This window comes from Ktedonobacteraceae bacterium, from assembly GCA_035653615.1.
Classification (GTDB): Bacteria; Chloroflexota; Ktedonobacteria; order Ktedonobacterales; family Ktedonobacteraceae; genus DASRBN01.
This window is the reverse complement of the sequence record DASRBN010000012.1, coordinates 117,037-143,732: the sequence shown is the minus strand read 5'-3', so window position 1 is coordinate 143,732 and position 26,696 is coordinate 117,037. Positions and strand designations below refer to the sequence as shown.

25 protein-coding genes are annotated in these 26,696 nt (G+C 56.8%); 16 read left to right on the top strand and 9 right to left on the bottom strand.

The window, feature by feature from the left end; genetic code table 11:
- The first annotated feature begins 3 nt into the window (after positions 1 to 3).
- Both VFA09_06820 and VFA09_06815 read left to right on the top strand, forming a co-directional pair.
- A complete protein-coding gene (locus VFA09_06820) occupies positions 4 to 1,083 on the top strand; it encodes a glycosyl hydrolase (protein ID HZU66975.1) in 1,080 nt (359 codons plus the stop codon).
- The gene (locus tag VFA09_06815) at positions 1,083 to 2,063 is read left to right on the top strand and encodes a zinc-binding alcohol dehydrogenase family protein (protein ID HZU66974.1); all 981 of its coding nucleotides are present in this window, start codon (positions 1,083 to 1,085) and stop codon (positions 2,061 to 2,063) included. Before VFA09_06820 ends, VFA09_06815 begins: the two co-directional genes overlap by 1 nt.
- A 1-nt stretch (position 2,064) precedes the next feature.
- On the opposite strand, the gene VFA09_06810 is transcribed toward VFA09_06815, so the two are convergent.
- Genes VFA09_06810 through VFA09_06800 form a run of 3 tightly spaced genes read right to left on the bottom strand, consistent with a single transcriptional unit; the run spans position 2,065 to position 5,189 of the window.
- On the bottom strand, positions 2,065 to 2,481 hold the full coding sequence (locus VFA09_06810) for a PPOX class F420-dependent oxidoreductase (protein ID HZU66973.1): 417 nt from the start codon (positions 2,479 to 2,481) through the stop codon (positions 2,065 to 2,067).
- Positions 2,482 to 2,495: 14 nt separating this feature from the next.
- A complete protein-coding gene (locus tag VFA09_06805) occupies positions 2,496 to 3,590 on the bottom strand; it encodes a glycosyl hydrolase (GenBank protein ID HZU66972.1) in 1,095 nt (364 codons plus the stop codon).
- Positions 3,591 to 3,602: 12 nt separating this feature from the next.
- On the bottom strand, positions 3,603 to 5,189 hold the full coding sequence (locus VFA09_06800; GenBank protein ID HZU66971.1) for a 4-hydroxyphenylacetate 3-hydroxylase N-terminal domain-containing protein: 1,587 nt from the start codon (positions 5,187 to 5,189) through the stop codon (positions 3,603 to 3,605).
- Positions 5,190 to 5,727: 538 nt separating this feature from the next.
- Here VFA09_06800 and VFA09_06795 point away from each other — a divergent pair.
- Together VFA09_06795 and VFA09_06790 are read left to right on the top strand one after the other, a co-directional pair.
- On the top strand, positions 5,728 to 6,678 hold the full coding sequence (locus tag VFA09_06795) for a fumarylacetoacetate hydrolase family protein (GenBank protein HZU66970.1): 951 nt from the start codon (positions 5,728 to 5,730) through the stop codon (positions 6,676 to 6,678).
- An 18-nt stretch (positions 6,679 to 6,696) separates the two neighbouring features.
- A complete protein-coding gene (locus VFA09_06790) occupies positions 6,697 to 7,188 on the top strand; it encodes a VOC family protein (GenBank protein ID HZU66969.1) in 492 nt (163 codons plus the stop codon).
- Here the strand turns inward: VFA09_06790 and VFA09_06785 are convergent.
- Positions 7,169 to 8,284, bottom strand: a complete 1,116-nt coding sequence (locus VFA09_06785; protein HZU66968.1) for an alcohol dehydrogenase catalytic domain-containing protein — start codon at positions 8,282 to 8,284, stop codon at positions 7,169 to 7,171. The genes VFA09_06790 and VFA09_06785 overlap by 20 nt on opposite strands.
- A 386-nt stretch (positions 8,285 to 8,670) precedes the next feature.
- On the opposite strand from VFA09_06785, the gene VFA09_06780 reads away from it, so the two are divergent.
- From VFA09_06780 to VFA09_06730, 11 genes are all read left to right on the top strand, one after another.
- Positions 8,671 to 9,942 (top strand): M24 family metallopeptidase, encoded by a 1,272-nt coding sequence (locus VFA09_06780; GenBank protein ID HZU66967.1) that lies wholly within the window; start codon positions 8,671 to 8,673, stop codon positions 9,940 to 9,942.
- A 5-nt stretch (positions 9,943 to 9,947) separates the two neighbouring features.
- Positions 9,948 to 11,120 carry a hypothetical protein gene (locus VFA09_06775; protein HZU66966.1) on the top strand — a complete coding sequence of 391 codons (1,173 nt, stop codon included), beginning with the start codon at positions 9,948 to 9,950 and terminating at the stop codon, positions 11,118 to 11,120.
- 94 nt (positions 11,121 to 11,214) lie between these two features.
- The gene (locus VFA09_06770; GenBank protein ID HZU66965.1) at positions 11,215 to 12,048 is read left to right on the top strand and encodes a VOC family protein; all 834 of its coding nucleotides are present in this window, start codon (positions 11,215 to 11,217) and stop codon (positions 12,046 to 12,048) included.
- Positions 12,049 to 12,239: 191 nt separating this feature from the next.
- A complete protein-coding gene (rhaI, locus tag VFA09_06765) occupies positions 12,240 to 13,442 on the top strand; it encodes an L-rhamnose isomerase (GenBank protein HZU66964.1) in 1,203 nt (400 codons plus the stop codon).
- A gap of 17 nt (positions 13,443 to 13,459) precedes the next feature.
- Complete coding sequence (locus tag VFA09_06760) at positions 13,460 to 15,550, top strand: bifunctional aldolase/short-chain dehydrogenase (GenBank protein ID HZU66963.1); 2,091 nt, start codon at positions 13,460 to 13,462, stop codon at positions 15,548 to 15,550.
- Between the two features lie 243 nt (positions 15,551 to 15,793).
- Positions 15,794 to 17,281, top strand: coding sequence for an FGGY-family carbohydrate kinase (locus VFA09_06755; GenBank protein HZU66962.1), 1,488 nt, complete (start codon positions 15,794 to 15,796; stop codon positions 17,279 to 17,281).
- Between the two features lie 12 nt (positions 17,282 to 17,293).
- The gene (locus VFA09_06750; GenBank protein ID HZU66961.1) at positions 17,294 to 18,034 is read left to right on the top strand and encodes a (Fe-S)-binding protein; all 741 of its coding nucleotides are present in this window, start codon (positions 17,294 to 17,296) and stop codon (positions 18,032 to 18,034) included.
- Positions 18,034 to 19,452: a LutB/LldF family L-lactate oxidation iron-sulfur protein gene (locus tag VFA09_06745; protein HZU66960.1), complete on the top strand. Its 1,419-nt coding sequence runs from the start codon at positions 18,034 to 18,036 to the stop codon at positions 19,450 to 19,452. Before VFA09_06750 ends, VFA09_06745 begins: the two co-directional genes overlap by 1 nt.
- Entirely contained in the window at positions 19,449 to 20,084 is a 636-nt protein-coding gene (locus VFA09_06740; GenBank protein HZU66959.1) for a lactate utilization protein C, read from the top strand. Before VFA09_06745 ends, VFA09_06740 begins: the two co-directional genes overlap by 4 nt.
- Before the next feature lie 137 nt (positions 20,085 to 20,221).
- Positions 20,222 to 20,389: a hypothetical protein gene (locus VFA09_06735; GenBank protein ID HZU66958.1), complete on the top strand. Its 168-nt coding sequence runs from the start codon at positions 20,222 to 20,224 to the stop codon at positions 20,387 to 20,389.
- 568 nt (positions 20,390 to 20,957) lie between these two features.
- On the top strand, positions 20,958 to 21,659 hold the full coding sequence (locus tag VFA09_06730) for a hypothetical protein (GenBank protein ID HZU66957.1): 702 nt from the start codon (positions 20,958 to 20,960) through the stop codon (positions 21,657 to 21,659).
- Here the strand turns inward: VFA09_06730 and VFA09_06725 are convergent.
- The 3 genes from VFA09_06725 to VFA09_06715 all read right to left on the bottom strand — a co-directional run bounded on the left by VFA09_06725 (position 21,656) and on the right by VFA09_06715 (position 24,326).
- Positions 21,656 to 22,696: a uroporphyrinogen decarboxylase family protein gene (locus VFA09_06725; GenBank protein ID HZU66956.1), complete on the bottom strand. Its 1,041-nt coding sequence runs from the start codon at positions 22,694 to 22,696 to the stop codon at positions 21,656 to 21,658. The two genes, VFA09_06730 and VFA09_06725, sit on opposite strands and share 4 nt — an antisense overlap.
- A 28-nt stretch (positions 22,697 to 22,724) precedes the next feature.
- On the bottom strand, positions 22,725 to 23,294 hold the full coding sequence (locus tag VFA09_06720) for a VOC family protein (protein ID HZU66955.1): 570 nt from the start codon (positions 23,292 to 23,294) through the stop codon (positions 22,725 to 22,727).
- A gap of 207 nt (positions 23,295 to 23,501) precedes the next feature.
- Positions 23,502 to 24,326 (bottom strand): maleylpyruvate isomerase N-terminal domain-containing protein, encoded by an 825-nt coding sequence (locus VFA09_06715; GenBank protein ID HZU66954.1) that lies wholly within the window; start codon positions 24,324 to 24,326, stop codon positions 23,502 to 23,504.
- A gap of 310 nt (positions 24,327 to 24,636) precedes the next feature.
- Between VFA09_06715 and VFA09_06710 the strand changes: the two genes are divergently transcribed.
- Entirely contained in the window at positions 24,637 to 25,329 is a 693-nt protein-coding gene (locus VFA09_06710) for a hypothetical protein (GenBank protein ID HZU66953.1), read from the top strand.
- 40 nt (positions 25,330 to 25,369) lie between these two features.
- Here VFA09_06710 and VFA09_06705 read toward each other — a convergent pair whose 3' ends face one another.
- Complete coding sequence (locus tag VFA09_06705) at positions 25,370 to 25,732, bottom strand: hypothetical protein (protein HZU66952.1); 363 nt, start codon at positions 25,730 to 25,732, stop codon at positions 25,370 to 25,372.
- Positions 25,729 to 26,589: a hypothetical protein gene (locus VFA09_06700; protein HZU66951.1), complete on the bottom strand. Its 861-nt coding sequence runs from the start codon at positions 26,587 to 26,589 to the stop codon at positions 25,729 to 25,731. The genes VFA09_06705 and VFA09_06700 overlap by 4 nt, the downstream gene beginning before the upstream one ends.
- Positions 26,590 to 26,696: the final 107 nt, after the last annotated feature.

Genomic DNA, 26,696 nt, shown 5'->3' with positions numbered 1-26,696 from the left:
GCCATGACAACCTTATATATCGCTATGGAGGATGCACTCCTGGTAGCGCAGGAGCAAAAGGGGCGCTGGCAGCTTGAGCTTCGACTGGATGGGCTGCCAACGTATTGCATCGCGCAGGACCCACATAGAGCCGGTCGCATGTATTGCGGCACCTTTGGCAAAGGACTGTGGCGCAGCGATGACTTTGGGGAGACCTGGCAGCCTGCAGGAGAAGGTATCCCGTATGCAGAGGTGATGTCGGTGGCGATCAGCCCTATCGAGCGGGTAGGCAAGTATGGTCTGCTGTGGGTGGGAACTGAGCCGAGCGCCTTGTTTCGCTCGGAGGATGGCGGTGAGAGCTGGCAGGAACTGCGAGCCTTGCAGGATATCCCCTCGAAGCCGATCTGGAGCTTTCCCCCTCGTCCGTACACCCATCATGTGCGCTGGATCGAACCTGATCCCGTGGAGCCGGGACGCCTTTTTCTCGCCATTGAACAGGGTGGGGTCATGCGCACGCTTGACGGTGGGCAAACGTGGGAAGATCACAAGCCGGGTGCGCAGTTCGATGGTCACACACTGAGAACGCATAAGAAGGCGCCGGGACGTGTCTACGAGGCAGCCGGTGGAGATGGCCTGATTCTTGGCAAGGATGAAAAGGGCCGCCAGTATCCCGTGCTCACACGTGGCGGCTATGCTGAATCGCGTGATGGTGGAGCTACCTGGCAGACACAAACAGAAGGGTTGGAGCAGCATCACTACCTGTGGGGATTAGCTGTTGATCCGGGAGACCCTGATACCATAGTCGCTTCGGCAGCGATTGGCCCCAATCAGGCCCATTTCCCTGCATTCGCCGAATCTTTTCTTTACCGTCGCACGACCGGTACTCCCTGGCAGATGGTTACTGAGGGACTGCCGGAACCAAGGGGGACGGGAGCATGTGTGCTGGCAACCAATGAACACCGGCCCGGTACCTTCTATGCCGCCAGCGGCAGGGGCATCTATCGCTCGGTCGATACAGGAGTGACGTGGCAGCAGCTTGACCTGCGAATACCTGAGCGATTCCGCTGGCAGCGTGTATTCGGTTTTGTCATAGGAGAAGCGTGATGAGAGCTATTCAAGTGACAGATTTTGGGGGCTATGATCGGCTGCAACTGGTCGAGTTGCCCATACCCGAACTTGAACTGGGGCAGGTGTTGGTGAAGATGACTGCCGCGGCCATTAACCCGCTGGACGACGTGATGCGCCGGGGCATCGTGACCATGGGGAAGAAGCCGCCCATTATCCTGGGGAACGAAGGCGCGGGCATTGTCGTGGCAGGGGAGTCACCTATTCCGATAGGCACGCGCGTGATGTTCAAGAGCGGCTATTTTCTCCCGCGCGGCGGGACATGGCAGGAGTATGTAGTAACTGCTCCCCGGGCCCTTCAACCTATCCCGGACGGCAAGAGCGAGTTGGAAGCAGCCGCGCTGCGCACCGGTTACGAGGCGGCTCAACTCGCTCTCACATACAAGGGCGGCTTTCAACCGGGGCAGGTGGTCTTATCGCCCGGCGTAGGCGGCTCCGTTGGGAATGCCGTCATCCAGCTTGCCCTTGTTCAGGGCGCATCTCGCGTTATCACCTCAGCTGGGTCTTCCGAAAAAGCGAAAAAGGCCCGCGAACTTGGCTACGAGGATGTGATCGATCTGTCGCAGGAGAGGCTGCGTGATGGTGTGGCACGCTTGACCAACAATCAAGGCGTTGACCTGGCGATAGACAGCCTGGGTGGGCATATTCTTGGAGAGGTGGTGGCATCGATCAAGGTGGGAGGCATAATCGTGCTGATAGGTGATTCGGCAGGCTCGGAGGCGCGATTCAATATTCCCCGCGACTTCCTGGCCAAGGAGCCTCACATTATAGGCCATCGCACCGTCACCACGCCGCCCGAGATACGCGAGCAGGCTTTCAGTACCATCTTCAATTTCTGGACGGAAGGCCGCGTCAAGCCTCTTGTCGCCCGCACGTTTCCACTGGAGCAGGCGGCAGAGGCGCAGCGTTACCTGATGGAGGGCCGGCCCTTCGGCAAGGTGCTGTTGACCTTTGAGTAGATCATGCTGGCTCGATCTCAAGGTACGTTCGTTTTGCCTTGCGCTTCCATCCGATAAAGATGTGTATGAACGCAAACACGCGGTAGGGGAAGCCATACTTGCGGGCTAATAGAGCATGAACGTCGCGATGCTGCTCCTGGGGCACCTCGCGCACGCGGACCTCGACCCGCTCACCAAGGGGCTTTCCACGGGGATCGCTTGGCGCAAGCAGCACGCGCCCGGTGCTGCGTATGCGCTTCATTTTTCCTGCGTTGCCGTTGGTTGTCACGTAGAGCTTGCCGTTCTCGGCCACAAACCAGACCGGCGTTGCTACAGGCTCGCCGTTCTTACGGAAGGTTGTGAGCTGGATAAATTTATGGCCGGCAAGTGATGACAGTAAACCATCGCCTTTATGAGAGGCTATTGTCTCCTCGCTCATACCATTTTGTCTCCTTATTCAACTACGGCTAACCCCTGGGGATGTTGCTTGCGGAAGCGCTGCGGCCACTCCACATCCAGCGCTTTCCAGGTTAAGCCCGCATCAGTTGAGCGGAAAATGCCCTCGTTGTTGAGCGCGTAGAATACTCCCGGCTCCGACTCATTAGCAGCCAGCACCGAAACTCTCATACCCCTTGGCTCAGGTAATCCATCGGTCACCATCTGCCAGGGCTTGCCTCCCGTGCGGCGGTAGATGAACGAGACCGCTCCTGAACGATGCGCCTGCAATGGGCCAATCGAGGCGGAGGTGACAATGGTATCAGGGTCTCCCGGATCAACGGCTACTCCCCACAGGTAGTGATGCTGCAAGCCGTCGATGACGGTTTGCCAGGTGTTGCCGCCATCGTAGGTTTCGGCAAAGCCGCCTTCGGTCATAATCACGTTGGGTTCAAGTGGTGGCCAGGCGAGGCGCACAAACATGCGGAACTTCACGCTATCACCACCCGAGGCCTCGTACAGGCGGCCCGGCGCGAGCTTATGCATTGCCAGCGTATGCCCATCTTTTTGCGCAGCGGGATTGTGGTCGTCCCAGGTCTTCCCTTTATCGAGCGTACGCATGATGCCGCCCTGTTCAATAGCTACAAACAACCGATCCGGGTCGTTGGGGTCGGGCGAAATCCAGCGCACATGGTGCGAATTAGGGCGCGGGGGGAATTTCCAGTTGGGCTTCGAGGGGATGTCCTGCAAGGCGCGTAGTTCCTGCCAGGTATTGCCACCATCTTCTGAGCAGTACAGGGCGCTTGGTTCTGTTCCCGCCCAGACCACACCATAGGTTCCGACTCGCTCGGCCTGGCTGACAGCTACGGACATCACCCTCTCTTGCGGAATCCCCTGGTCGCCCTTCCCTATGGGCTGCCAGGTCTCCCCGGCATTGTCACTGCACCAGAGTCCCCTGTCAAAAGTGCCACAGTAGATACGATCCGGCTGAAAAGGGTCTACTGCCAGGCACTGCGGATGTACGTCATGCAAGCGTTCGACAAATTGCCAGCGACCATTCTGGCGGCCTACAACTGCGACTGCATCGTCCATTGCGACGTATAAGCATGTCATAGCACTACTCCTTTATGGTTCTTTGAACTTCCCCATATGAAGATTGATGTCCTCGGGCGTAATCAGGTCGGGCACGGTCCAGCCATCCAGGTCATACTCGGCCATACATTGCTCGGCAAATCCTTTGAAGCGTTCCGCATCGCCGTTGGACAGGGCGTTGAACAGTACCTCCAGGCGGATGTTCTCGTGGTTGCCCGCGTAGTTGAGTTCGTAGAGGTGATGCCTGCCGCCGAACTCGCTCCCCAGGGCGTCCCAGAGCAACTTCATGAGCTTGATGCGATCCACCGCGCTATATCCGTTGGAGCCGCGCACGTACTTCTCCAGGTAGGCGCGCACCTCGGGCACCTTGAAATCTACTGCGTTGGAGTTGAGGTAGATCAGGCTGCTCGCCACATCCCCCTCGATGATCTCCCGGATACGCGGATAGGCCACCGTCGCGAAAACGCGGTAGGCGAGGCCGTATTCCGTGTTGGGCAGGACCGAGCCATTCTTCCAGGGAACAGGATTGCGTGCCATGGCTTCGGCGATCCCCCAGAACAGGTTGCGCCATGCCAGCACCTCGCCCACGCGCACCTGCACGCCCCGAAAATCCTTTGTCCCGCTGGCCTCTACCGCCTTCAGGAAGAGTCCCGCGAGGAAATCCAGCTTAACGGCAAAGCGCACGCAGCCGTGAAAGGTCGTGCGTGGGATGAACCCCGAGGTGGGGAAGAAGTTGTTCGTTTTCTCTACATCTCCATACACGAAGATGCAGTCCCAGGGTACAAGCACCTTGTCGAAAATAAATACCGCGTCGTTCTCATCCAGCCGGCTTGAAAGTGGGTAGTCAAAGGGGCTGCCCATCACTTCTGCGGCCATCGAGTAAGAGGGCCGGCAGATCAGCTTCACTCCTGGCGTCCCCATGGGGACGATGAAGATGAGCGCGTATTCCTTCTTCTTGATGGGTAGAGGGCCATAGTGCGCGATAAAGTTATAGTGTGTCAGCGCGGAACCGGTAGCGACAACCTTGGCCCCACTGACGATAATGCCGGCGTCCGTCTCCTTTTCAACGTGCAAGTAGACATCGCTGACCTCGTCCGGCGGGCGATTGCGGTCTACCGGCGGATTGACAAGGGCGTGGTTGAAGTACAACACTTTCTCCTGGCCCTCTTTGTACCAGCGGCGAGCATTCTCTTGATAGGGCTCGTAAAACTCGGCGTTATCCCGCAGCGTTGCCAGGAAACTGGCTTTGTAATCGGGGCTGCGCGCCAGCCAGCCATAGGTGAGCCTGGCCCATTCGGCGATGGCGTCGCGGTCGCCCACGAGGTCATCAGCGCTTCGCGGGCTTTTGAAATACTTGTGGGTATAGCCCCCGTTGCCGGTATCTGTCCCGGTGGTAAGCACGTCTCGCTTCGAAGGGTCGTGGAGCGCGTCGTACAACCGCGCAATCATACGCGCAGTGTTGCGGAAAGCGGGATGCGTTACCACATTCTCGACGCGCTCGCCATAAATCCAGACTTCGCGCCCATCATTCAGGCTTGCCAGATACTCATCCCCCGTCATCGGCCGCGCCTTCGTCTCGTTGCTCTCTTCGTTCGTGGCAGTATCTTTGATCTGGTCCATGTTCGTATCACCTTTCTGATTCGATTCTCATGGAGAGGGCTTTCTGAGAAGAAAGATACCATATGCCTGTGTGAAAAGCAACAATTTTTCTTTATTTTCGGGAACTTATTTTCACATTGCGGGAAAGACAGGCTATTTTTGATTGTATCCATAGCAGCAAAGCGTTATAATACTTCTTAAGCCGGGGTGAATATGCTGATCGAAATGAGGGAGTAGAATGGCACAACTTCAGTTTGCACCGGTGAGTCCGCGTGAATTTCGCAAGGCTTTGGGACATTTTGCTACCGGCGTCACCACCAGTAATCACGCACAGCGATCAGCAAATGTTTCGCTTTGGCATAGGTTCGCTCAGAACTTATTTATTTCTTCTTGAACAAAATGAAGATATTGTATACTGAATTTCTATATTTAAACGATTATAAGCCATCGATCATAGGAATAGCAAGAGTTTATCTTGACGGTCGTCACAAAATATGCTATATTTCCCCGTGTTGACAGCCGTCCCCGTAAGCCTGGAAGACCAAGAGGGGCATGAGTATTGAAATACCAACTTGGAACCGCGCTTGTAGCCGGTCGCGAAAGCATTATTTTGTATTGCCGCGATGCCTTCTTCGATCTGTCATCTCTTCTCAAGTTAGTGCAGTCGAAACAAGCACTTTCCCTGGAACGGGTGAATCCGCCGGTTTCGCTCATGGAGGTGATGGAGAGGTGGCCGTTCTGGAAAGGGCAACTTGCATCCATCGCAGACTGGCTAGCCGGTGATAGCTTTGCCGGGACTCTACCCGCGCAGGTCGGAGCCGATCAACTATCATGGCGTGCGCCACTGTTGTATCCCCACAAGCTGATTTGCATCGGTACCAATTATAAAGACCACATCCTGGAAATGAGCGGCGGAGCGGGTATGAAATTACCTGCCTACCCGTATAGCTTCTTGAAGCCCACAACTACTACCCTGATTGGTTCGGGTGAGCCTTTCACTCTCCCGAAATATGCGGAGTTCACCGACTACGAAGCAGAACTGGCGGTAGTCATCGGGCAAAGAGCGCGCAATGTTCGAGGTGATGAGGCGCTGCACATCGTTGCCGGCTACAGCGTTTTCAATGACCTGTCCGTGCGCGATTGGATCACAAAACCCGCGCCCGTCGGTATCGATTGGGTGTTAAGCAAGGCGTTCGATGGCTCCGCGCCTATGGGACCGTTTATCACTCCCGCGGAGTTTGTGCCAGACCCGCAGAACCTGCTCATCACGCTATCGGTCAACGGGCAGGTGAAACAGGATTCGAACACTGCTAACATGGTATTTTCGGTGCGGGAAATCATTGAACATCTTGCCTCGATTATGACGCTCGAACCGGGAGATGTGATTGCCACAGGAACCCCTGCCGGCGTAGGGTATGCACGCAGGCCACAGGAACCCTTGCGACCCGGCGATGAGATCGCTATTGAGATAGAGGGTCTTGGGCGGCTCGAAACGCCCGTGCAATCCTGATTTCATGGAGGAGACACCATGCCTAAAGCTCGCCTTGCTCACGTCGCCCTATCCGCGAAAAATCCGACCGCCCTCGCGCAATTCTACCAGGAAATGTTTGGTATGGAACTGGTTGGAGGCACAAAAACAGGTTCCAACGCTTTTGTCGCCAGCAACCCACATGAAGAGAATCATGACCTGGCACTTTTCAAAGATAATCCTCGCGCCGCTCATATCGGCTTGCGCGTCGAGTCGCCCGGGGAACTACTCGAGTTTTATCGCGAGGCAAAAGCACGTGGCTTGCAGATACTCTACACCTGGAATCATGGCTTTGCGCTCGCCATCTATTTTGCTGATCCGGAAGGGAACGTCGTTGAAGTGTACTGGGCCACAGGCAGAGAAGACTACCAGCCGCCCTATGTTGAACAGCTTGAGCTTGAAGGACAAACGGAGGAGAGCCTGCGGCAACTTGTAGCGTCTATGCCGGGTCAGAACTCGAAGGCCATTCCGATTACTCATTCGGGTGAATGATGACGAACCTCACATCACCGCGGCGGTCCCAGATCGTCTCGGCGGCTTTATTCACCTCTTCAAGGGGGAAACGGTGCGTGATGAGAGGGGAAGGGTCCAGTCGTCGCGCCTGGAGCAGGCGAATCAATTCTTGCGCATCACGCCTCACATAGCCGTTGGAGCCTTTGATCGTGTAGCCATTCGTCATAATGCGCCCATAGGGGAAGACCAGTTCCTCGTAGTTGCCGCCGGCCAGAATCGCGCTGCCGCCTTTCCTCATGGCAAATATCGACTGTACGGTTATATTGGGCATTCCCGGCAGGAAATCCACGACGCCATCTATACCCTGCCCGTTGTTGAGGGTGCGGATATGCTCTGTCAAAAGTTGCCTGGCTTCCCAATCTTCCAGCAGATCACCGGTGGCAATAGTTTCGACCAGGCCGGGCACAAGATTGCGAGTTACTGCCAGCGTTTCTGCTTTTCTTGAGATCGCGATAATCCGAGTGACGCCAAAAAGTGGCGCGCATAGCACTGCTGCTGAACCGACACCGCCCGTTGCGCCATTGACAACCAGCGTTGAACCAAAGTTGAGCTGTGCTATGCGGATAGCGTGAAATGCGACCGCGAGGCTATGAATGCGCGCGCCTACTTCAAAGGAGATCGCGCCGGGGAGAGGATCGAGGTTCCATGCCGGCACTTTGATGTACTCGGCCAGCCCGCCATTGTGATATTTCTGGTACAACGGCATGGCCTGGTCGCTGTACACGGCTCCGCCCATTACGGATACGGCCGGGCACATCGGCTCCAGGTCTGTACGACAGTAATAACAGTTGTGGCAGGAGAGGACGGGGTGAACGCGAACCCTGTCACCTTCGTTAACCGAGGTAACGCCTGGCCCGATTTTTGCCACGACCCCTGCTGTCTCGTAGCCCAGGATGGTAGGAAGCACTCGCATCCTGCCCCTACTGCGCCAGAGGGAGAGCACGCCTCGCGTAAGGCCGGTAGCCTTCACCTGCACCAGCACATCGCCATCTTCGAGCTGGGGAACAGGTACCTCTTCAATACGAAACGTGTGTTCGCCCGGGTGAATCCTGGCGGCCCGCATAGTATCTTGCATCGTTTCTCTCCCTTATGAGATTGCAGCACGTAGACGAAGACGGCGAGGAGCCCTACAACCCTGGAAAAACATAGCATATTAAATGACGGTCGTCAAGAAAAATACTTGACAAGGGCTGCTCAAGCGGGATATGCTCTTAAAAAGTGGTTGGATTCTTCGCTGCGCTCAGAATGACATGACACCCCAGGGTGTCATTCTGAGGCGAAGGATGAAAAGGATATGTTGGCACAGATCGGTCGCAGAATGATATGACTCTCCAGCGTGTCATTCTGAGCGTAGCGAAGAATCGTAGACGCGCGACGATAACTTACTATCCCTTGGGAAGAGTACCGCTCGACAATCCCCTGTATTGAGTATGCTTAGAGACCTGTTATGGAGGAGATATCATGGCTGCTACTGTTCCGAAACTCGATGTTCCCCGCTTCTCGCTGGCCGAACGCGAACGACGCTGGGGCAAGGTGCGCCAGTTGATGGATCGCGAAGGCATAGACGTTATCGTTGCTCCTTCCAATACGGGTGGCAGGGATGGACTCCAGGCCAACGTCCGTTATCTCACAGGCATCGGCGTGAATAGCTCGCCGGTAGCAGCCGTATTTCCCCGGCATGGCGAAGTGACCGCGCTTACCGGTCCCGTACCTTATCCTGAGTACTGGCTTGGCTTCCAGGATTGGGTCACGGACATCCGCGCTAAATTCTTCTCTGAAGGTGATGCTATTGTCGAGCGCTTGCGAGAACTCTCTGTTGATCGCGGGCGTATAGGCATTGCAGGGCTTGCCGATGTTCCACGCATGCCTGACGGTATCGTGCCGTACGGCATCTACATGAAGATTCGCAATGCTTTCCCCAACGCGGAACTGGTCAACGCAACCTACCTGATGGATGAGGCGCGCTTCGTCAAGAGCGAAGAGGAAATCGCCTTTCTCGAGCGCGCGGTCGAACTGGTGGAGGGGGCCATCGAGACGATGATACGAGAAGCCGGACCAGGGGTACCGGAGAACGTTGTCTACGCTCGTATGCTCGCATATATGGTAGAGAATGGCGGTGAGTTGCCGACGATGATTCTCTGGGCAGCAGGCTCTCCACAACCACCTACCAATGCCTTCATGCCTACACAGCGCCGGTTGCAACAGGGGGATATCATCACCAGCGAGGCCGAAGCGCACTGGGGCGGCTATGTTGGGCAGGTAACAATCACGGGGGCTATTGGGAAGGTGCCGCCCGACTACGCGGATATGTACCGCATCCAGCAGGAAATCATTGACCGGGCATACGAGCGCTTCCGCCCTGGTGTTCCCATCGGTGAACTCCTGCGCATAGGTGAGGAGGCGACGCAAGGAACGCCCTATCAGAGCAGGATGATTATGCACAGCCGGGGACTGGGTAACGATGCGCCCATTGCCGTCTTTGGCACGCGTGACGAGCGCATTCGAAACTGGCGCATCGAAGAAAATTCCGTCTTTGTCATCAAACCCGTGGTGATGACAGGTGAATGGGTGCGCTCGGTCTCCTGGGGTGGCTCTGTCATAGGTGGCGGTCAGCTGGCCAGCGCGACGGAGAGCGGAGCCAGGACCGTGTGCTGGGGCGATTCGGTTGTTGCAACTCCTTCGGGGGCGCGACGACTTGGCAAGCGTCCTCGGAACTTCATTGAGATCGGCTAAAAGAGATGGCTATTTCTAGTTCCACGATAAATCGGGAACCTGCAGACCTTCGTTTGCTGCGCGCGGACCAGGTCGGGAGCCTGCTGCGACCGGCGAAGTTGAAAGAAACGTTCGCTCGCCATAGTCGGGGTCTGGCGGGCGACGAAGAACTGATCATTGCTCAGAATGAGGCTATTCGCGACGTGATTGCGCTCCAGGAGGCGCATCACCTTCCCATCATCACCGATGGCGAATTTCGACGCCACAATTTCATGGAGAGCTTTGCCGATGTTGCCGGTTTCGAGCTATGGAAAAGCAGAGCACAGGCTTCCCCAGGGCTTTTAGAAGGAGAACAATCGGGAACTCTTCCGGCTGCTCAAGAGCGAGGGCGCGACCCACTTCCCGCTACGCGCAGGCCGACTACGCAGCGGTTGCGCCTGGTAAGCAATCGACCTTTAGACGAGTTTCGTTTCGCTCAAGGCCTCACTTCGACCCCTGTCAAAATAACGCTTATCGGCCCAGACCGTATCTCACAGCGCTTTGCCTATGAGGATTCGCAGGCGGTCTACGCCGGTATTGATGAGTTCCTGGCCGACGTTATAGCTATCGAGCGGCAGATGATCACCGAACTGGTGCAGGCGGGTTGTCAATACGTGCAGATCGATGAGCCTGGCTACACAGCCTACGTCGATGCAGGCTCTCTCGCCGAAATGCGATCTCGCGGCGAAGATCCGATAGCTAACATGGAGCGTTCGATTCAAGCGGACAACAAGATCATTGCCGGAATACCCGGCGTCACTTTCGGGCTTCACCTATGCCGGGGCAACCGCCAGAGTTACTGGCATCGAGAAGGAGCCTATGACGCTATCGCCGAGCGCCTCTTCAATAGTCTTCATCACCATCGTTTTCTCCTGGAGTACGATACTGAGCGGGCGGGCGGCTTTGAGCCCCTGCGCTTCGTGCCAAAGGGGAAAGTAGTCGTACTGGGCCTGATTACGACGAAGACGGGTCGTTTGGAGACGGTTGATGAACTCAAACGCCGCGTAGAGGAGGCCACTCGCTACATTCCTCTCGACCAGCTTGCCCTCAGCCCCCAGTGCGGCTTCGCCTCCGAGATGGCGGGAAACCTGTTGAGCGAGGACGACCAGTGGCGCAAACTCGATATCATGCTTGAGACGGCAGCGCAGGTGTGGGGATAAGTGCTTGACACAATGAGACGGCAGGTGTTACGATTTTCCTATAATTCAGGATAGACATCTTGAAATGTAGGAAATCATAGCAGAGGACTGCCACATGCTAGCTCGACTCGACCACTTTCAACTCTTAAGTGAAGCGCCCGAGAGACTCGTGGCCTTCTATCAGGATATCATGGGCATGACCACCGAGGCTATTGATCATGATCTATGGCTTTGCCAGGGGCCGCAACGGCGCCTGCTAGTTGGACGAGGTAGATCGAATACACTGGGATTCGGTGCCTACCGGTGCGAAACCCGAGATGATCTGTCGGCGTTACGCACCAGGCTCCTGAGACAGGAAGTGCAACTGGAACCATCACCGAGTCCACTCTTTTCAACAGACGCCTTTTCCTTCTCCGACCCTGATGGGAATCGCCTGGTCTTTGGTCTTCCAGGGCAACAGCCGGATCATAGGAGTTCGGAGCCCGCTCTTACAGGACGGCTGCAACACCTGGTCCTGGCAAGCGAGAATGCTGAGCCGTTGGTACGTTTCTACAGTGATATCGTTGGCCTGGCAATCTCTGATAAAATGCTCGATGGTACGGCAGTTGCTGCCTGCTGGATGCGAGCGGATGAGGACAGGGAACACCACTCGTTCGCCATCTTCCGCACGGCAAAGAAAGGGATCGATCATCACTCCTACGAGGTCGGCGACTGGATGCTCATTCGCGATTGGGCGGACTACCTGGCATCGAAGGGTGTCAAGCTCGTCTGGGGACCTGGACGGCACGGGCCCGGAAACAACCTCTTCATCTTTGTGCTTGATCCTGATGGAAATCGCATCGAACTGTCGGCGGAACTGGAACTGGTTGAGCCAGGGCGACCGGCCGGCATCTGGCCAAAGGAACCGGATACGCTCAACCGGTGGGGAGAAGCGTTCATGAGAAGCTGAGGGAAACGGAGCATTGCGCTAGCATCTCTTTTCCTCCAATGCTGCCTGGTCTCTCCTTCGCGGCCACTGCTTCGCTCACCGGCTTTAAAGCTGGAGAAGCATCTGGCACGCGTTCTTGGAACTCACTGGCATCACGAAGTAATTCGGCGGGGTGCAGGCCTTTGGACTGAAGCGCGAAGGTGAATTTTCATATGAATGACAGTTTAGGGAAACAAAATCGAGACATCGAAGCTGTGTTAGAGAAAATTCAGGCATTTACCATCGAGACGCCCTCCTGGGGTTATGGTGATTCGGGCACGCGCTTCAAGGTGTTTCACTGGCCTGGAGCGGCCACAACGCTGCGTGAAAAGTTGGATGATGCAGCTGAGGTGCAGAGAGTTACCGGCATCTGTCCCAGCGTCGCCATCCATATTCCCTGGGACAAGGAAGATGACTGGCAGGCGGTGAAGGAATATGCGAGTACTCTTGGTCTGCGGATTGGCGCGGTCAATCCGAATCTCTTTCAGGATGACGTGTATCGCCTCGGCAGCCTGTGTCATTTCGATAAGCAGGTGCGGCAGCGAGCTATCGCGCATGTGATCGAGTGCATCCAGATCGCGCAGGAGGTTGGCTCGGACATTATCAGCTTATGGTTGGCTGACGGCACTAACTATCCTGGACAGGATGACCTGCGTCGCCGCCGCCATCGCTTGCTGGAATCCTTACAGGCCATCTACGCTGCTTTGCCCGCTGATATGCGCCTCTTGCTTGAGTACAAATTCTTCGAGCCGGCGTTTTATTCCACCGACCTGCCGGATTGGGGCACCTCGCTACTGATGGCGCAGAAGCTGGGTCCGCAGGCAGAGGTACTGGTGGATACCGGCCACCACCCGCAAGGAACCAATATTGCGCAGATCGTGGCGCAGTTGCTCGATGAGGGACGGCTGGGCGGCTTCCACTTCAACGACCGTCGCTATGCCGATGATGACCTGATCGCCGGTTCGAACAATCCTTTCGAACTCTTCTGCATCTTCAATGAGATCACCGGCGCGGCGAGTGAGGGTAACGCCAACGCCGGTCGCATCGCATATATGATCGATCAATCGCACAATATCGAGCCCAAGATCGAGGCCATGATCCAGAGCGTCGTAAACATCCAGACTGCCTATGTCAAGGCGCTATTGGTGGATCGCGTGGCCTTGCGCGAGGCCCAGGAAGCCGGTGATGTGCTGGGTGGATATCGCGTATTCCAGCAAGCTTACGAAACAGATGTGCGACCCCTGCTGGCCGAATTCCGAGTTCGACAAGGACGCAATCCCGACCCCATTGCGGATTTTCGTGCCAGTGGATACGCCGAACGTGTGGCGCGGGAGCGAGTTGGTCATGCGATGGGTAGTGGGTATCCAGGGGCTTAGAAGGGGGATTCTCTACGATGGAAAATAACTCAACAGCAACGACGCTCGCGCAACTGGTAGCGCGTTCGCGCAAGCTGGGAGCTGATCGCTCTATCGCCAACTGGGGAGGAGGCAATACCTCGGCCAAGGCAGAGGAAATCGACTTCCGGGGGCGTCGAACGCGCGTCCTGTGGGTCAAAGGCTCAGGCTCGGATTTAGCAACCGTCACGGAGGCCTCATTTACCGGGCTGTACCTGGACGATGTGCTTCCTCTATTGGAACGCGGCCGCATGAGCGATACGGAGATGGTCGAGTACCTGGCCCATTGCTTCTATGAGCCGGGCAGGCCACGCCCATCCATCGAGGCGCTCTTGCATGGATTCCTGCCATTTACGCATGTTGACCATACACACGCGGATGCAACGAATTATTTCGCCTGTGCGGAGGGCGGCGAACAACTCGCACGAGACTGTTTTGGCGATGCGTTGATCTGGATTCCCTATCGCCGTCCCGGTTACGGCCTGGCGCGCGAAGTCGCTCTGGCGGTGCGTGCCAATCCGCACGCGAAGCTCGTCATTCTTGCTAAGCATGGACTCATCACCTGGGGCGAAAGCGATGAGGAATGCTACAACTCGACTCTCGCAACCATCGTCCAGGCACGGAACTTCGTCGAGGAACGGATCGCCCGTGCTGATAGGCGAGTCTTTGGCGGCCCGCGTGTTCCTGCACTTCCAGCCGGAGAACGGCATGATATCGCGGCGCAGGTTGCTCCGGTCTTACGCGGACTGGTTTCCGCCGAGAAACACCAGATCTTACGCTTTGAAGATGGTGAAGATGTGCTTACCTTCGCCAGCAGTCAGGATGCACCGCGATTGACGAAGATTGGCGCGGCCTGTCCCGATCACCTGGTGCATACCAAACCCTGGCCGCTCCTCGTCGAGTGGGCGCCCGATCAGCCTCTCGAGGCGCTACTGGAAGTCTTGCGTACTGGAGTGGCGGCCTATGTGGAGCAGTATCGCCGCTACCTGCAAGCCAACGCGCAGCAGAACCTCGATCCCGACGCGGCAACACCAATCTATCGTGCGGGGGACGCGGTCGCCAATCCACATCCTCGCGTGATCCTGATTCCTGGCGTTGGCATGTTCACCACCGGCAGGGATGCTATGATGGCCGGTGTCTCTGCCCAGCTCTACCACCGGGCTATCGCTGTGATGCGTGGAGCAGAGGCCTGTGGTGGCTTCATCTCGCTCAATGATGCCGAAAGCTACGCGGTCGAATACTGGCCCCTGGAACAATTCAAGCTGAAACTGGTCCCACCGGAGCGCGAATTCGCCCGCCACGTGGCGCTGGTGACCGGGGCGGCAGGAGGTATTGGTTCCGCGGTCTGCTGGCGCCTGGCCCAGGATGGAGCGCATATCGTCGCTACCGACATTGACCTGGCAGGCGCGGAACAACTGGCCGCATACCTCAATTCACACTTCGGTTCGGGGCGCGCCGTAGCGGTGAAGATGGATGTGACCAACGAAGCCAGCGTACAGGCAGCATTTAAGCAAGCCGCGCTGGCTTTTGGCGGTATTGACATCATTGTCAACAATGCCGGGCTGGCCTCCAGCGCACCAGTTACCGGGACGAGCCTGGCGGAGTGGAACAAGAACTGGAACGTGCTGGCGACCGGGTATTTCCTGGTGGCGCGTGAAGGCTTCCGGCTGATGCAAGCGCAGGGACGGGGAGGTAACCTGGTCTTTGTCGCCAGTAAGAACGCGCTTGTGGCCGGAAAGAATGCCGCTGCGTATTCGACTGCCAAAGCTGCCGAAGCGCACCTGGCGCGCTGCCTGGCAGAAGAAGGCGGCCAGTTCGGCATTCGCGTGAATACAGTGAATCCCGATGCGGTGCTGGCCGGGTCGCGCATCTGGAATAGCACCTGGCGACAGGAGCGGGCCGCGACATATGGGGTAGCTCCCGATCAGCTTGAAGAGGTGTATCGCAAGCGCACGACGCTGGGTGTCAATATCCTGCCGGAGGATATCGCCGAGGCGGTGGCCTTCTTCGCTTCCCCCACACGATCCATCAAAAGCACCGGCAACATCCTCAATGTGGATGGCGGCATCGCAGCTGCCTATCCACGCTGACCGTAGGGACCGGTGATAAACTTTCACTATCAAAACCGGTAAGCATGAGTGAGTCGAATCATTCTGAAGTGGGTCATGAGATTCTTCGCTGCGCTCAGAATGACATGACCCACTTCAGAATGACATGACTGACGGCTCAGAATGACATGACTAACGGCTCAGAATGACATGACTCAACCAGTCGGATGACCGATTTTGATGATAAAACTTCATCATCGGCAACGATGAAAGAGGGAAAGGCGTATGGTCACACGCAATATAGCTGCCGTCGATCTGGGTGCGGAAAGTGGACGCGTGATGCTAGCGCGCTTCGATGGGCGACAATTAAGCCTGGAGGAGGTGCATCGTTTCCCCAATCGGCCGGTGATGGTGCGTGGCCATCGCTTCTGGAATATCCTCGCGCTCTGGGATGAAGTCCTCACAGGACTGCGCAAGGCACGTCAGGTTACTGGCGGGCTGGACAGTATTGGCGTAGATAGCTGGGCGGTTGATTATGGTCTGCTGGATGCGCAAGGTTTGCTACTCGGCCTGCCTTTCCATTATCGCGACTCACGTACAGAGGGCGTGATGGCGCAGGTCTTCGCGCGTATTCCTCGCGATGTCCTCTACCGGCGCACGGGTATCCAGTTTCTGCCCATTAACACGCTCTTCCAGCTCTACGCCCACGAACGCATGCAGCCGGGAGCATTGGCCCATGCCCATCGCTTGCTGATGATCCCCGACCTGCTGCATGGCTGGCTGTGTGGGTCGCTTATGACCGAGCAAACCAACGCCTCCACCACGCAATGCTGGGACCCTCTCGCGAAAACCTGGACGAACGATCTGCTGGAGCAACTCTCCATCCCCACAAGCATCTTTCCCCCTGCCATCGAAGCTGGCGTCGCGCTGGGCGAGGTGTTGCCAGAATTGCGTGCAGATCTCGGCGCGGCGAGGGTGATTGCCCCGGCGACACACGATACCGGTTCGGCGATTGCGGCCACTCCGGCGCGATTCTCGCGTGATTGGGGTTATATCAGTTCCGGCACATGGTCGCTGGTGGGAGTAGAGCTTGCGCGTCCGATCATGACGCCGGAAGCGCAGGCCGCCAATTGTACGAACGAGGGTGGCGTATTTGGCACGACGCGCTTCCTTAAGAACGTGATGGGACTATGGCTGTTGCAGGAATGCCGCCGGCACTGGGCACATAATGGGTATGTGACGGACTACGAAACCCTGCTGGCCGAAGTGGATGCTGTTTCGCCATTTGCTGCTCTGATCGACCCGGATGACCCCCGCTTTCTGGCGCCGCAGGATATGCCGGACGCAATCAATGGGTATCTCCAGGAGCATCAACAGGCCCCGCTTTCCTCACCGGCGGCCTTTGCGCGTTGTATAATGGAGAGCCTGGTGCTGCGCTATTGCGAGGTGTTTCACCAGATCGGTCGCTTGACCGGCGCCATGATCAACACCGTCCATATTCTTGGTGGCGGAGCGCGCAACACGCGCCTGAATCAATGGCTGGCAGACGCGCTCGACAGGCCGGTAATTGCCGGACCCTATGAGGCGACAGCGCTGGGTAACGCGTTGATGCAACTGGCCGGTCTGGGTGAACTGAGCGGACTGCAAGAGGTACGTTCCATGGCTCGCAACGCACCCACACGCGTCTTTACGCCGCGAGCAGCTCAACGTGCGGCCTGGGACGGGGCCGCGCAACGCTTCGCCACGCTGGTCTCTCACAGGCCCGTCTCATGAAAGGAACTGCTGATGAGGGTTGCGCTCTTTATCACATGCTTTAACGATACGCTCTTTCCTCATGTCGGCATCGCTACGACGCAATTGCTGGAACGGCTCGGCCTCACTGTGGACTTCCCAGAAGCGCAGACGTGTTGCGGGCAGATGCACTTCAATACCGGCTACCAGCGCGAATCCATCCCGCTGGTACGGCACTTCGTCGAAGTGTTTCGCAATGCAGAAGTGATTGTTGCACCCTCCGCGTCGTGCGTTGGTATGGTGCGCGAACTATATCCCAGAGCCGCCGCAATTTCTAGCGACAAAGCGCTGATCGAAGACGTTGAACAACTCATCCCGCGCGTCTATGAACTCTCGGAGTTCCTGGTGAAACGCCTGGGCGTCACCGATGTAGGGGCCTACTATCCGCACCGCGTCACCTATCATCCAACCTGCCACAGCCTGCGTGTGCTACATGTTGGCGATGCGCCCTTACAACTCCTGCGAGCCGTCAAAGGCATCGACCTGGTAGAACTGCCCAACGCGCGCGAATGTTGTGGCTTTGGCGGCACCTTCGCTATCAAGAATGCCGATACATCCCTGGCGATGCTCAGCGACAAAATGCGCTGCGTGCTGGATACCGGCGCGGAAGTGTTGTGCGCTGCCGATACCTCCTGTTTGATGCACATCGGCGGAGGTCTGCATCGCCAGCGCGCCGGAGTCGCAACCGTTCACCTGGCCGAAATCCTGGCGCGCACCGAAAGCGAGGTCGCGTGATGCCATCCAAATCCTTGCCCATGTTCCCTCAGACCGCGAAAAAGGCCCTCACCAACAGCCAGCTGCGCAGCAACCTGCGCAAAGCCACCACCACCATCCGCGACAAGCGCACTGCCGTTGTCAGCGAACTACCCGACTGGGAAGCCTTGCGCGTAGCAGGATCGACTATCAAAGCCCACGTCATGCGCCACCTGGATGACTATTTATTGCAGCTCGAAGCCTCCGTCCGGCGTGCCGGAGGACAGGTCCATTGGGCACGCGACGCGTCCGAGGCGAACCGCGTTATTACGAAGATCGTCCAGGATACCGGCGCTGATCGCGTCGTCAAGGTCAAGTCCCTCACGACCGATGAGATTCATCTCAACCAGGCGCTGGCAGGGGCAGGTATCCGTGCTATCGAGACCGACCTGGCCGAACTCATCATCCAGCTTGCCGGCGAATCATCTTCCCATATCCTGGTGCCCGCCATTCATAAGAATAGAGCCGAGATACGCGACCTCTTCCGCCAGACCATCGCCCAGGGACAGAACCTCACCGACGACCCGAAGCAGCTCGCCGCCGCCGCGCGTCATTACCTGCGCGAGCAGTTCCTCTCGGCCCAGGTAGCCATCAGCGGCGCCAACTTCGCCATTGCTGAAACCGGCACCATCTGCGTCGTAGAGAGCGAGGGCAATGGACGCATGTGTATCACGCTGCCCCAGACGCTGATTACGGTCATGGGTATCGAGAAAATCCTGCCTACTTTCCAGGACCTTGCCGTCTTCCTGCAATTGCTGCCGCGCAGTTCCACCGGTGAGCGCATGAACCCCTATACCAGCCTCTGGACAGGCGTAACGCCTGGCGATGGCCCGCAGGCATTTCACCTGGTATTACTCGACAATGGTCGCACGCGTGTCCTGGCCGACGAGGTAGGTCGCCAGGCCTTACACTGCATCCGTTGCAGCGCCTGCCTCAATATCTGCCCTGTCTATGCTCGTGTGGGCGGGCATGCCTATAGCTCTGTCTATCCCGGCCCTATCGGCGCTATACTCACGCCGCAGTTGCTAGGTATCGAGCGGGCGAAAAGCTTACCCTATGCCTCCAGCCTCTGTGGGGCCTGCTACGAAGTCTGTCCGGTCAAGATCAATATTCCTGAAGTGCTGCTGCACTTGCGTGGTGAAGTGACACGTCATGCCTCGCCTCTCAATCCAGAGGCGCTGGTGATGCGAGAATTAGCGTACATCTTCGCCAGCCAGCAACGCTACGAACGCGCACAGCGACTGGCGCGACGCGGGCAAGGCATCTTCGTCCGTCAAGGCGTCATCAACCATTTGCCGGGCATGCTCTCAGGCTGGACCGCAGCCCGCGATCTCTCGCCTGTTCCAAAACAGAGCTTCCGCGACTGGTGGCGAGCGCGAGAGAAAGAGGATCAGCCATGAGCAACACCGCTAGAGATGTTATACTCGCGCGCATTCGTCAGTCCCTTGCCAACGCGCCCGAACCAGCGCCGGTGCCGCGCGATTTCCGCGAACGGGATGAGCGCGACCGCGCCGCCATCCTCGAAGATTTCATTGACAGGCTGGTTGATTACAAAGCCGTCGTCACGCGCACCAGTGCTGCCAATTTGCCCGGCGCTATTGCGAATGCTTGCCAGCAGCTGGGCGTCACTCGACTGGTGATTCCAATAGATCTGCCCAACAATTGGATGCCGGCAGGTATCACCATAGTAAAGGATGATCCACCGCTCCCCTATGCTGAACTGGACGCAAGCTCCGCCGTGCTCACCGGCTGCGCCGTGGCCATCGCTCAAACGGGCACAATTATCCTGGATAGCGGGACAACCCAGGGCAGGCGCGCGTTATCGCTGATTCCAGATCGACATCTCTGCGTCGTGCATGCGGAACAGGTGGTCGGGCTGGTTCCCGAAGCCATCGCCTGGCTCGCGGATCGCAAAACCTCTCCCATCACGCTCATATCCGGGCCATCAGCCACCAGTGATATCGAACTTCGCCGCGTTGAAGGCGTGCATGGCCCGCGCACCCTGCATGTCTTCGTCGTGGACAAGCCCTGAAGCGAACTGCCCGTGGTGATCTAACGCGAACACACTACAAGAAGGAACACACTCATGGCAATCAAAAAAGGCTGGCAAGGACGCTTCTTCGAGGATTTGAGGTTGGCGATGTGTGCCTACATCCGCTGGGAAAAACGGTGACAACAACGGATAATCATGCTCTACAAGCGCGGGCAGGCGCCGAAGATTCCGCGCCTGCTACCAGAAACATAAGGCCATATTCCCAGGCCCAGATGGGCGACCACGTCGTCTTTCCCACCTGGAACCGCCAATGGTGCCGGCACTACCTGCCAGGTCGCGGGTAAGGAAGCAGGAAGCGACCTGTACAGTCATCTACAGGCGCATTTCCTGCTGCTTTCCCCTGCACCCGGCAGGTGTGCTTTCCAGGTACCAGAGTTCACCACGTTCCATGAACCCGCGTAGGCCTCCTCCTCCGTTCATCCTCACATGTACTCAAGGACCATTGTGAACTCAAGCCCAGTGTAGGCGAGAAGTGCTATGAAAACGTTATGGCACCATTACAAACGGGAAAGCGCTTCCCATAAGGCGTCAGTGTTGCCACTGCAAGCTTTCTGACGAAGGAGCATGCTCAGATGACAGGGTCCTGAGGTGGTAAGAGTAGCGGGAAGTTCATCAGTAACGTCTCGCCTCAAGCGCTTGAGGCTCATGAGAGCGAATTATCAAAACACTGTGACGAGGCTATAGCGCTTTCATGACGCTTTCCTCCTTAAACTAGAACCGGAAAAGGCTGGTGGAAGCTCTCAAGCTATCAGAGGCATTTGAGCGCGCAAATAGTGCCGCCTTGCCTATCCCTTTTGCGCCATCATCACTCGCGATTGTGGGAACGTCGTTTGCTCATTGAGGAGACGGAATGTGGATGACCGGAAGAACAGGTTTGTTGAAAGGGGAAAAAAGGGCTACCTGGCTCTACAACATTTTTCGCGGCACTATCGCTGGCAGTTGATGGCGGCTGTGTTTGTAATATTCCTGATCGGTTTTGCTTACCACACGTTCGCTCCTTCACTCCCCGGGCAGGTAACAGAGGACGTGTTGTGTCAATCAGGCAGTAACGACAACTGGCGCGGTTGGCATCTCGGCAACGGCTGGAAACAACTCAATAACCTCCTGCTCAATGACGGCACCAACGGCGATTATAATGGCAGGCCCACGCTCGTTGCTCCTGCCCGCTGCCAGCCAAAAACCACAGACTACGCCGTGGAAGCAACGATTCAGGTCGTATCAACGTCAAGGAACAGCTACTCCGGCTTCGGCCTGAATGTGCGCGGGCTTCCATCTCCATCTACTCAAACCGGGTACTCGACATATATCGATTCCTCCAGTGGAGCAAATATCGCTATTGCCGGCGGCGATGCCATCAACACTACTTCTTTTAACCCTGGCACATCTTTTCACACCTACCGCGCCGAAGTCAGAGGGAATACCATCAACTTCTTGATCGATGGCAAATCCGTCCTCAATGTCGTTGACAACAGGTTCATCTCCGCGGGCGAAGTCGGATTATGGTGCGCTAACATGCAAATTGAAATGAGCAGCTTCAAGGTGGTCAAGCTCTAGAGCCTGGCCTCCTCTAGCTCCTGTCGCACCATCCTGGCACCTTCCACCAGCGCGCGCAGCTTACCAAAAGCGACTTCTCGTGGCAGGTATTTCATACCACAATCCGGGGCAAGCACCAGGCGTTCCGGCTCTATGTACTGTAAGGCGTTGCGTATTCTTTCGGCGACCGTCTCTGGCGTCTCCACCTCCATATCGCCCAGGTCCAGCACGCCCACAATCATGGTTTTATCTGGAAATGCGCGCAGCACAGAGAGGTCGAGGCGCGGTTGAGCGGCCTCAATCGAAATCTGCCTCACCACGCAATCACGCAACTCCGTGAGGAACGAGTACTGGGGCGGCCGGTTGTGAACGATGGCTGCATACCCAAAGCACAGGTGCAGCGCCGTAGTCCCCTCAATTCCTTCCAGCGCGCGATTGATGACCTCTACCCCATAGGCTCTCGCCTTCTCCGGCCTCGCTTGCAGGTACGGTTCATCGATCTGCACCACATCGGCTCCGGCAGCTTGCAGGCTCTTGATCTCCTCATTCACCGCCGCCGCCACATCCAACGCTAGCGCTTTCTCATCGTGGTAATAGTCATCCTGCGCCTGCTGGGTGACCGTGAAAGGGCCTGGCACCGTGATTTTGATACGGCGGTTGGTGTTGCGCCGCAAAAACTCCACGTCGCGCACCTCGACCGGGTGTAAGCGACGGATCGGGCCGACAACGCGTGGGACAGGATTAGCATGACCTGTGCGATCCAGCGCCACCCCCGGATTATCGAGATCCATCCCATCCAGCGCCGTAGCGAAGCGATTGGAGTAGCTCTCTCTGCGCATCTCCCCATCAGAAATAATATCGACTCCGGCGCGCTCCATGTCACGAATGGCGAGCAGCGTGGCATCGTCCTGTGCCTCTTGCAGCAAAGGCTCGGGGATGCGCCAGATTTCTCGCGCCCGGATGCGCGGTGGTAACCGGCTCCGTAAGTTTTTGCGGTCAACCAGCCACTCGGGTTGAGGGTAGCTTCCCACAACCGTCGTCAGCAGCATCTCTGCCATACTCATCCCTCCCTCTCAAAATGTTTCGCTATGCCGGGACCACTTCACTGATGGAAATCCCCTTACGCCTGGTCAACTCGGCAATCGCATCGGCCAGGTGCGTATCCTGGATACTGTAGGCGCCGGCAGCCACCCGAATGCGATGGGCTGTGACAAGCACATCGACAACGCTATAGCCTTCCGGCGGAACGAACTTGTAGCAGGCCATCTCGAGGAGTTGCCCGTTCGGGTCCCTGAAGTAGATCGAGTCCATAAAGCCGCGGTCGATGTTGCCTGTATTCCAGATGCCACGCTCGTTGAGGCGTTGAGCGACCTGGGTATACGTGGCACGCGAGACGGTATAAGCGAGGTGATGCAGGTTGCCAATACCCTCTGGATTGGGAGTTGGATCGTTTACCCGTGAAGGGCGCACGAAGAACGTAATCAATCGCCCATCGCCCGCGTCAAAGTAGAGATGCGTCTCTTCTGGCACATCAAGGTTGGGCTGCTCCATCACCAGCGGCATCCCCAGCACACCCTCATAGAAATCGATGGTCGCCTCCCGGTTAGAACCGACGAAAGTGATATGGTGAACACCTTGAGCTTGTATTGTAGACATAAAGTTCCTCCCAGCAGGAGCAGAGCTTTTGTTTCACCCTTCTTCTAGACGACCCTCAGCGCAAGAGCTTCTTCCCCTTCGTTCTTCAGGGCTTCGGCTGATTGCGCTCAGAATGACATGCCTGCTCGCAGGCATGTCATTCTGAGCGCAGCGAAGAATCTCTCGCGCGCTCTTGGGTAAAAGTCCTACTCCCACTATTACTGACTCCTATATCCTGAAGAAGAGATGGCGAACCTGGTCGATTATTCTGGGATCGCCGCTCGTCTCGCCGCCCGGAAAGCGTTGGTAGGTCGTAAGTACAAAATCTGATGCATCTTTGAAGTGGAAAATGGCCTGCACATCATCAAGGTTGTCAGCCGGGACGCAAATGAACTGTCCATCCCTGATAGTAGCGCGCCACTGACCACCCCATTCGCCATCGACAATGATGCCAATGACCGCATCAACACCCCTGGCCGACTCCTCGTCTACCGTATACTGCATAACGATAAACATGTACGGCATCAAGATACCGGCGGTGCGCTCCTCGAGCTTGCCCGTTTTGTCTCCCAGGCCCCATTTCATATCCCACGTGTGAATGCCATAGTCGATGATCTGGAAGGAAGGATAGAAGCAGGTTGGAATTGGACCCATATAGGGGTGAGGGATGGTTTTCCCCATCCATTCATCGGCGGTAAGGCCCTCGAAAATAGCGAATGCCTGATCTGAGTCGCTTTTGAGCCGGGCGATGGCTTCTTCGCGTGGCAGGCTGCGGAATGCCTGCGCATGTTCATTGAGCCGCTCGCTCATGATCCCCAGGCCAAGCGGAGTGCCGGTTTCGCCCCGGCGATCCATCTCCCAGGCCGCCAGATAGCCCTCGGTCACATCGATCATATGGCCGACCATATCGCGCACTTGCCAATCCTCGCAACGCGTCTGGACGTACCAGTTATCGGGATTGTCAATGATGTCATAGAATTTAGCGCGCTCGGTGCGTGCTATATCAAGTACGAGGTCTTTGCTATTGTAATCCATCGGGTTGGCTGGCATCATAGCCTCCTTTCATTGTGTGACATTCGTCGTTGAAACTTTGCTGGGAATGCTGTAGGGACAATGGCTTGTCCTTGTCCTCGTGCCTGTCCGTGTTAGGAAACCACCTCCTTTGCCGGGCAACTCGTCACCGCGCCCTCTTCCCAATATGGGCCGGTTAAAGCTGTCGTAATCATATCATCTGGCCGCTAAAACCGGAATAAAAATTGCCTAGTAGTTGATAAGTCTTTGCTATTCAAACGCGACCACTTTTCGGGCACACTTGGAACAACAAGGATGTCCAGTTATTACTCACAAGAAAGAGTCGCAAACGATGATTATCTGCATAGATGAAGTACTCGATCAGATGAATCTGGCAACCCTGGCCGACCTCTGCACCGCAGAACTCAGGCGCTGCCGGCGCAAGGAAACCGGTGATGAGGGCTATTGCCTGGAACTGTTGCGGCGCGCTATCCAGGAACAAGAAGATGATGCCTGGACAGCGTTACAGCACTGTTTTAGCGATATGCTCTGTTGCTGGGTACGCACACATTCCAGTTGTAGCCTCGTCCTGCAGTTCGATACAGAAGAGAACTATGTTGCTCAAACCATGGCTCGCTTCTGGTGCGCGGTACACGACTCGCCTATTGCGTTTACCTCCCTGGCGGCTCTGCTGAACTACCTGCATGCCACCCTTAATGGTATCCTCATCGATGCTCTGCGTATGTACCGGCGCTCGCATATTGTTCCTTTACCGGAGCCAGGTTTTCCTGGAGAACCGGAAACCAGAGATACGCTCGATAGCGAGGGTATCTGGCAGAGCATACAACCACTGCTCTCAGATGCGCGTGAAAGCCGGGTGGCCTACCTGCTTTACTACTGTGGCCTGAAGCCACGAGAGATCGTCGCCCACTGTCCAGGCGAATTTAGCGACGTGAAAGAGATCTATTGCCTGAACCGGAACTTCATTGAACGCTTGCGCCGCAATCGCGAACGCCTGAACTGGTTGCTCGGTCAATACGAGTGAAACAATCGTCCAGTGACGCGTCCACTCAAAAGCCCCGTCGTCACGTAGTGATATCGGGGTAGGGCAGCGACCAGTGCTGGAGCTTTCGCGCGTACTCGCGCTGAAAGCCCAGCGGTTCCTCGTAATCGCGCTCAAACAGGGCGATAAAGAGCGTCAGCGTCAGGAAATGGTGCGCTCCAAGTTCGAACAGCTTGACATAATCATGCGTCGCCAGCGCCTCGCGCTCCTCGTCAGTAAACTGCTGCCACGAGCTGGCTTCGATCTCGGGCAGGTTCAGGACGACGTTGGCCCGCTCGGCTTCCCACCAGGTGACGGTGCCGCGTGGATCTTCGCGGTAGCGCTCGACCAGTTGCGGGTCGCGGTCAATGGTGAAAAGAAACTTGTTGAGAAGATACTTGCTCATGAGTTCGCCCCTTTCGGATACCAGGTGATGTAGGCTTCCATGGTGTGGAACAGATCGAGCGAATCGACATAATCAGCCTTCACTTCTCCGGCGACGCCCATCATCAGCATAAAGTCGAGGAAACCATGCGTGGCGTTGCCAGGCAGCCACAGGCTTTCGAGTGAAACTTCCTGTAACGCGGCCTTGATGTCGCCGTTGGCGATCCACTCGATTGCTTTGCGGTCAAACTCAGGGTCAGGTCCATGCGGGCCAAACTGTCGCGGCCCGCCGAGTTCAAGAGAAAGATGGCCGGTACCAATGACAGCTACCCGCTCATTGCTGGGCCAGGCCTCGAGCAGACGGCGCAGGGTGCGGCCCAGTTCGACAAACCGCCAGGGTTGCGGAAGTGGCGGCGCGAAGATGTTCGTGTAGATGGGCACAATGGGCAAATCGGCCTGCGGGCGCGTCGTAATGATGGGGCAGGTAATGCTGTGATCGACGCGCAGTTCGTTGCTGAAGGCGAAGTCGAAACCGGCATCCAGCCCGGCGCGCAGCAGGTATGCCGAGAGTTCTTCGTGTCCTTTCAATTTCATACGCGGCAGTCCGAATTCGCGTTCCTCATTGTAATAGTTGGCGTCGTAGAAGGGCGCTTTGCCGATGAGGAACTGCGGCATGTTATCGTAAAAGAGCTGGTGGAAGTGGTCGGAACCAACCATCACCAGTACATCCGGGTTGGCACGGGTAAGCGTTTCGCGGTAGGCCAGCACCTTGCTTACCCACTCGTCCGCGAAATCGGGCCTGCTTTCAGGCGGCGCGGTACTGGCGCGATAAAAGAAAGGATGGTGCGTCGTAGCGAGGACAGCGACAATATTTGCCATAAGTGCCTCCTTCAAATATGGGCCTGCACATGTGGCAGGCGTCGGATAAAGCAGTTGAACAAAATACACCAGCAACCGGTTGATTCATCGGCCCTGCATCCCTTGCC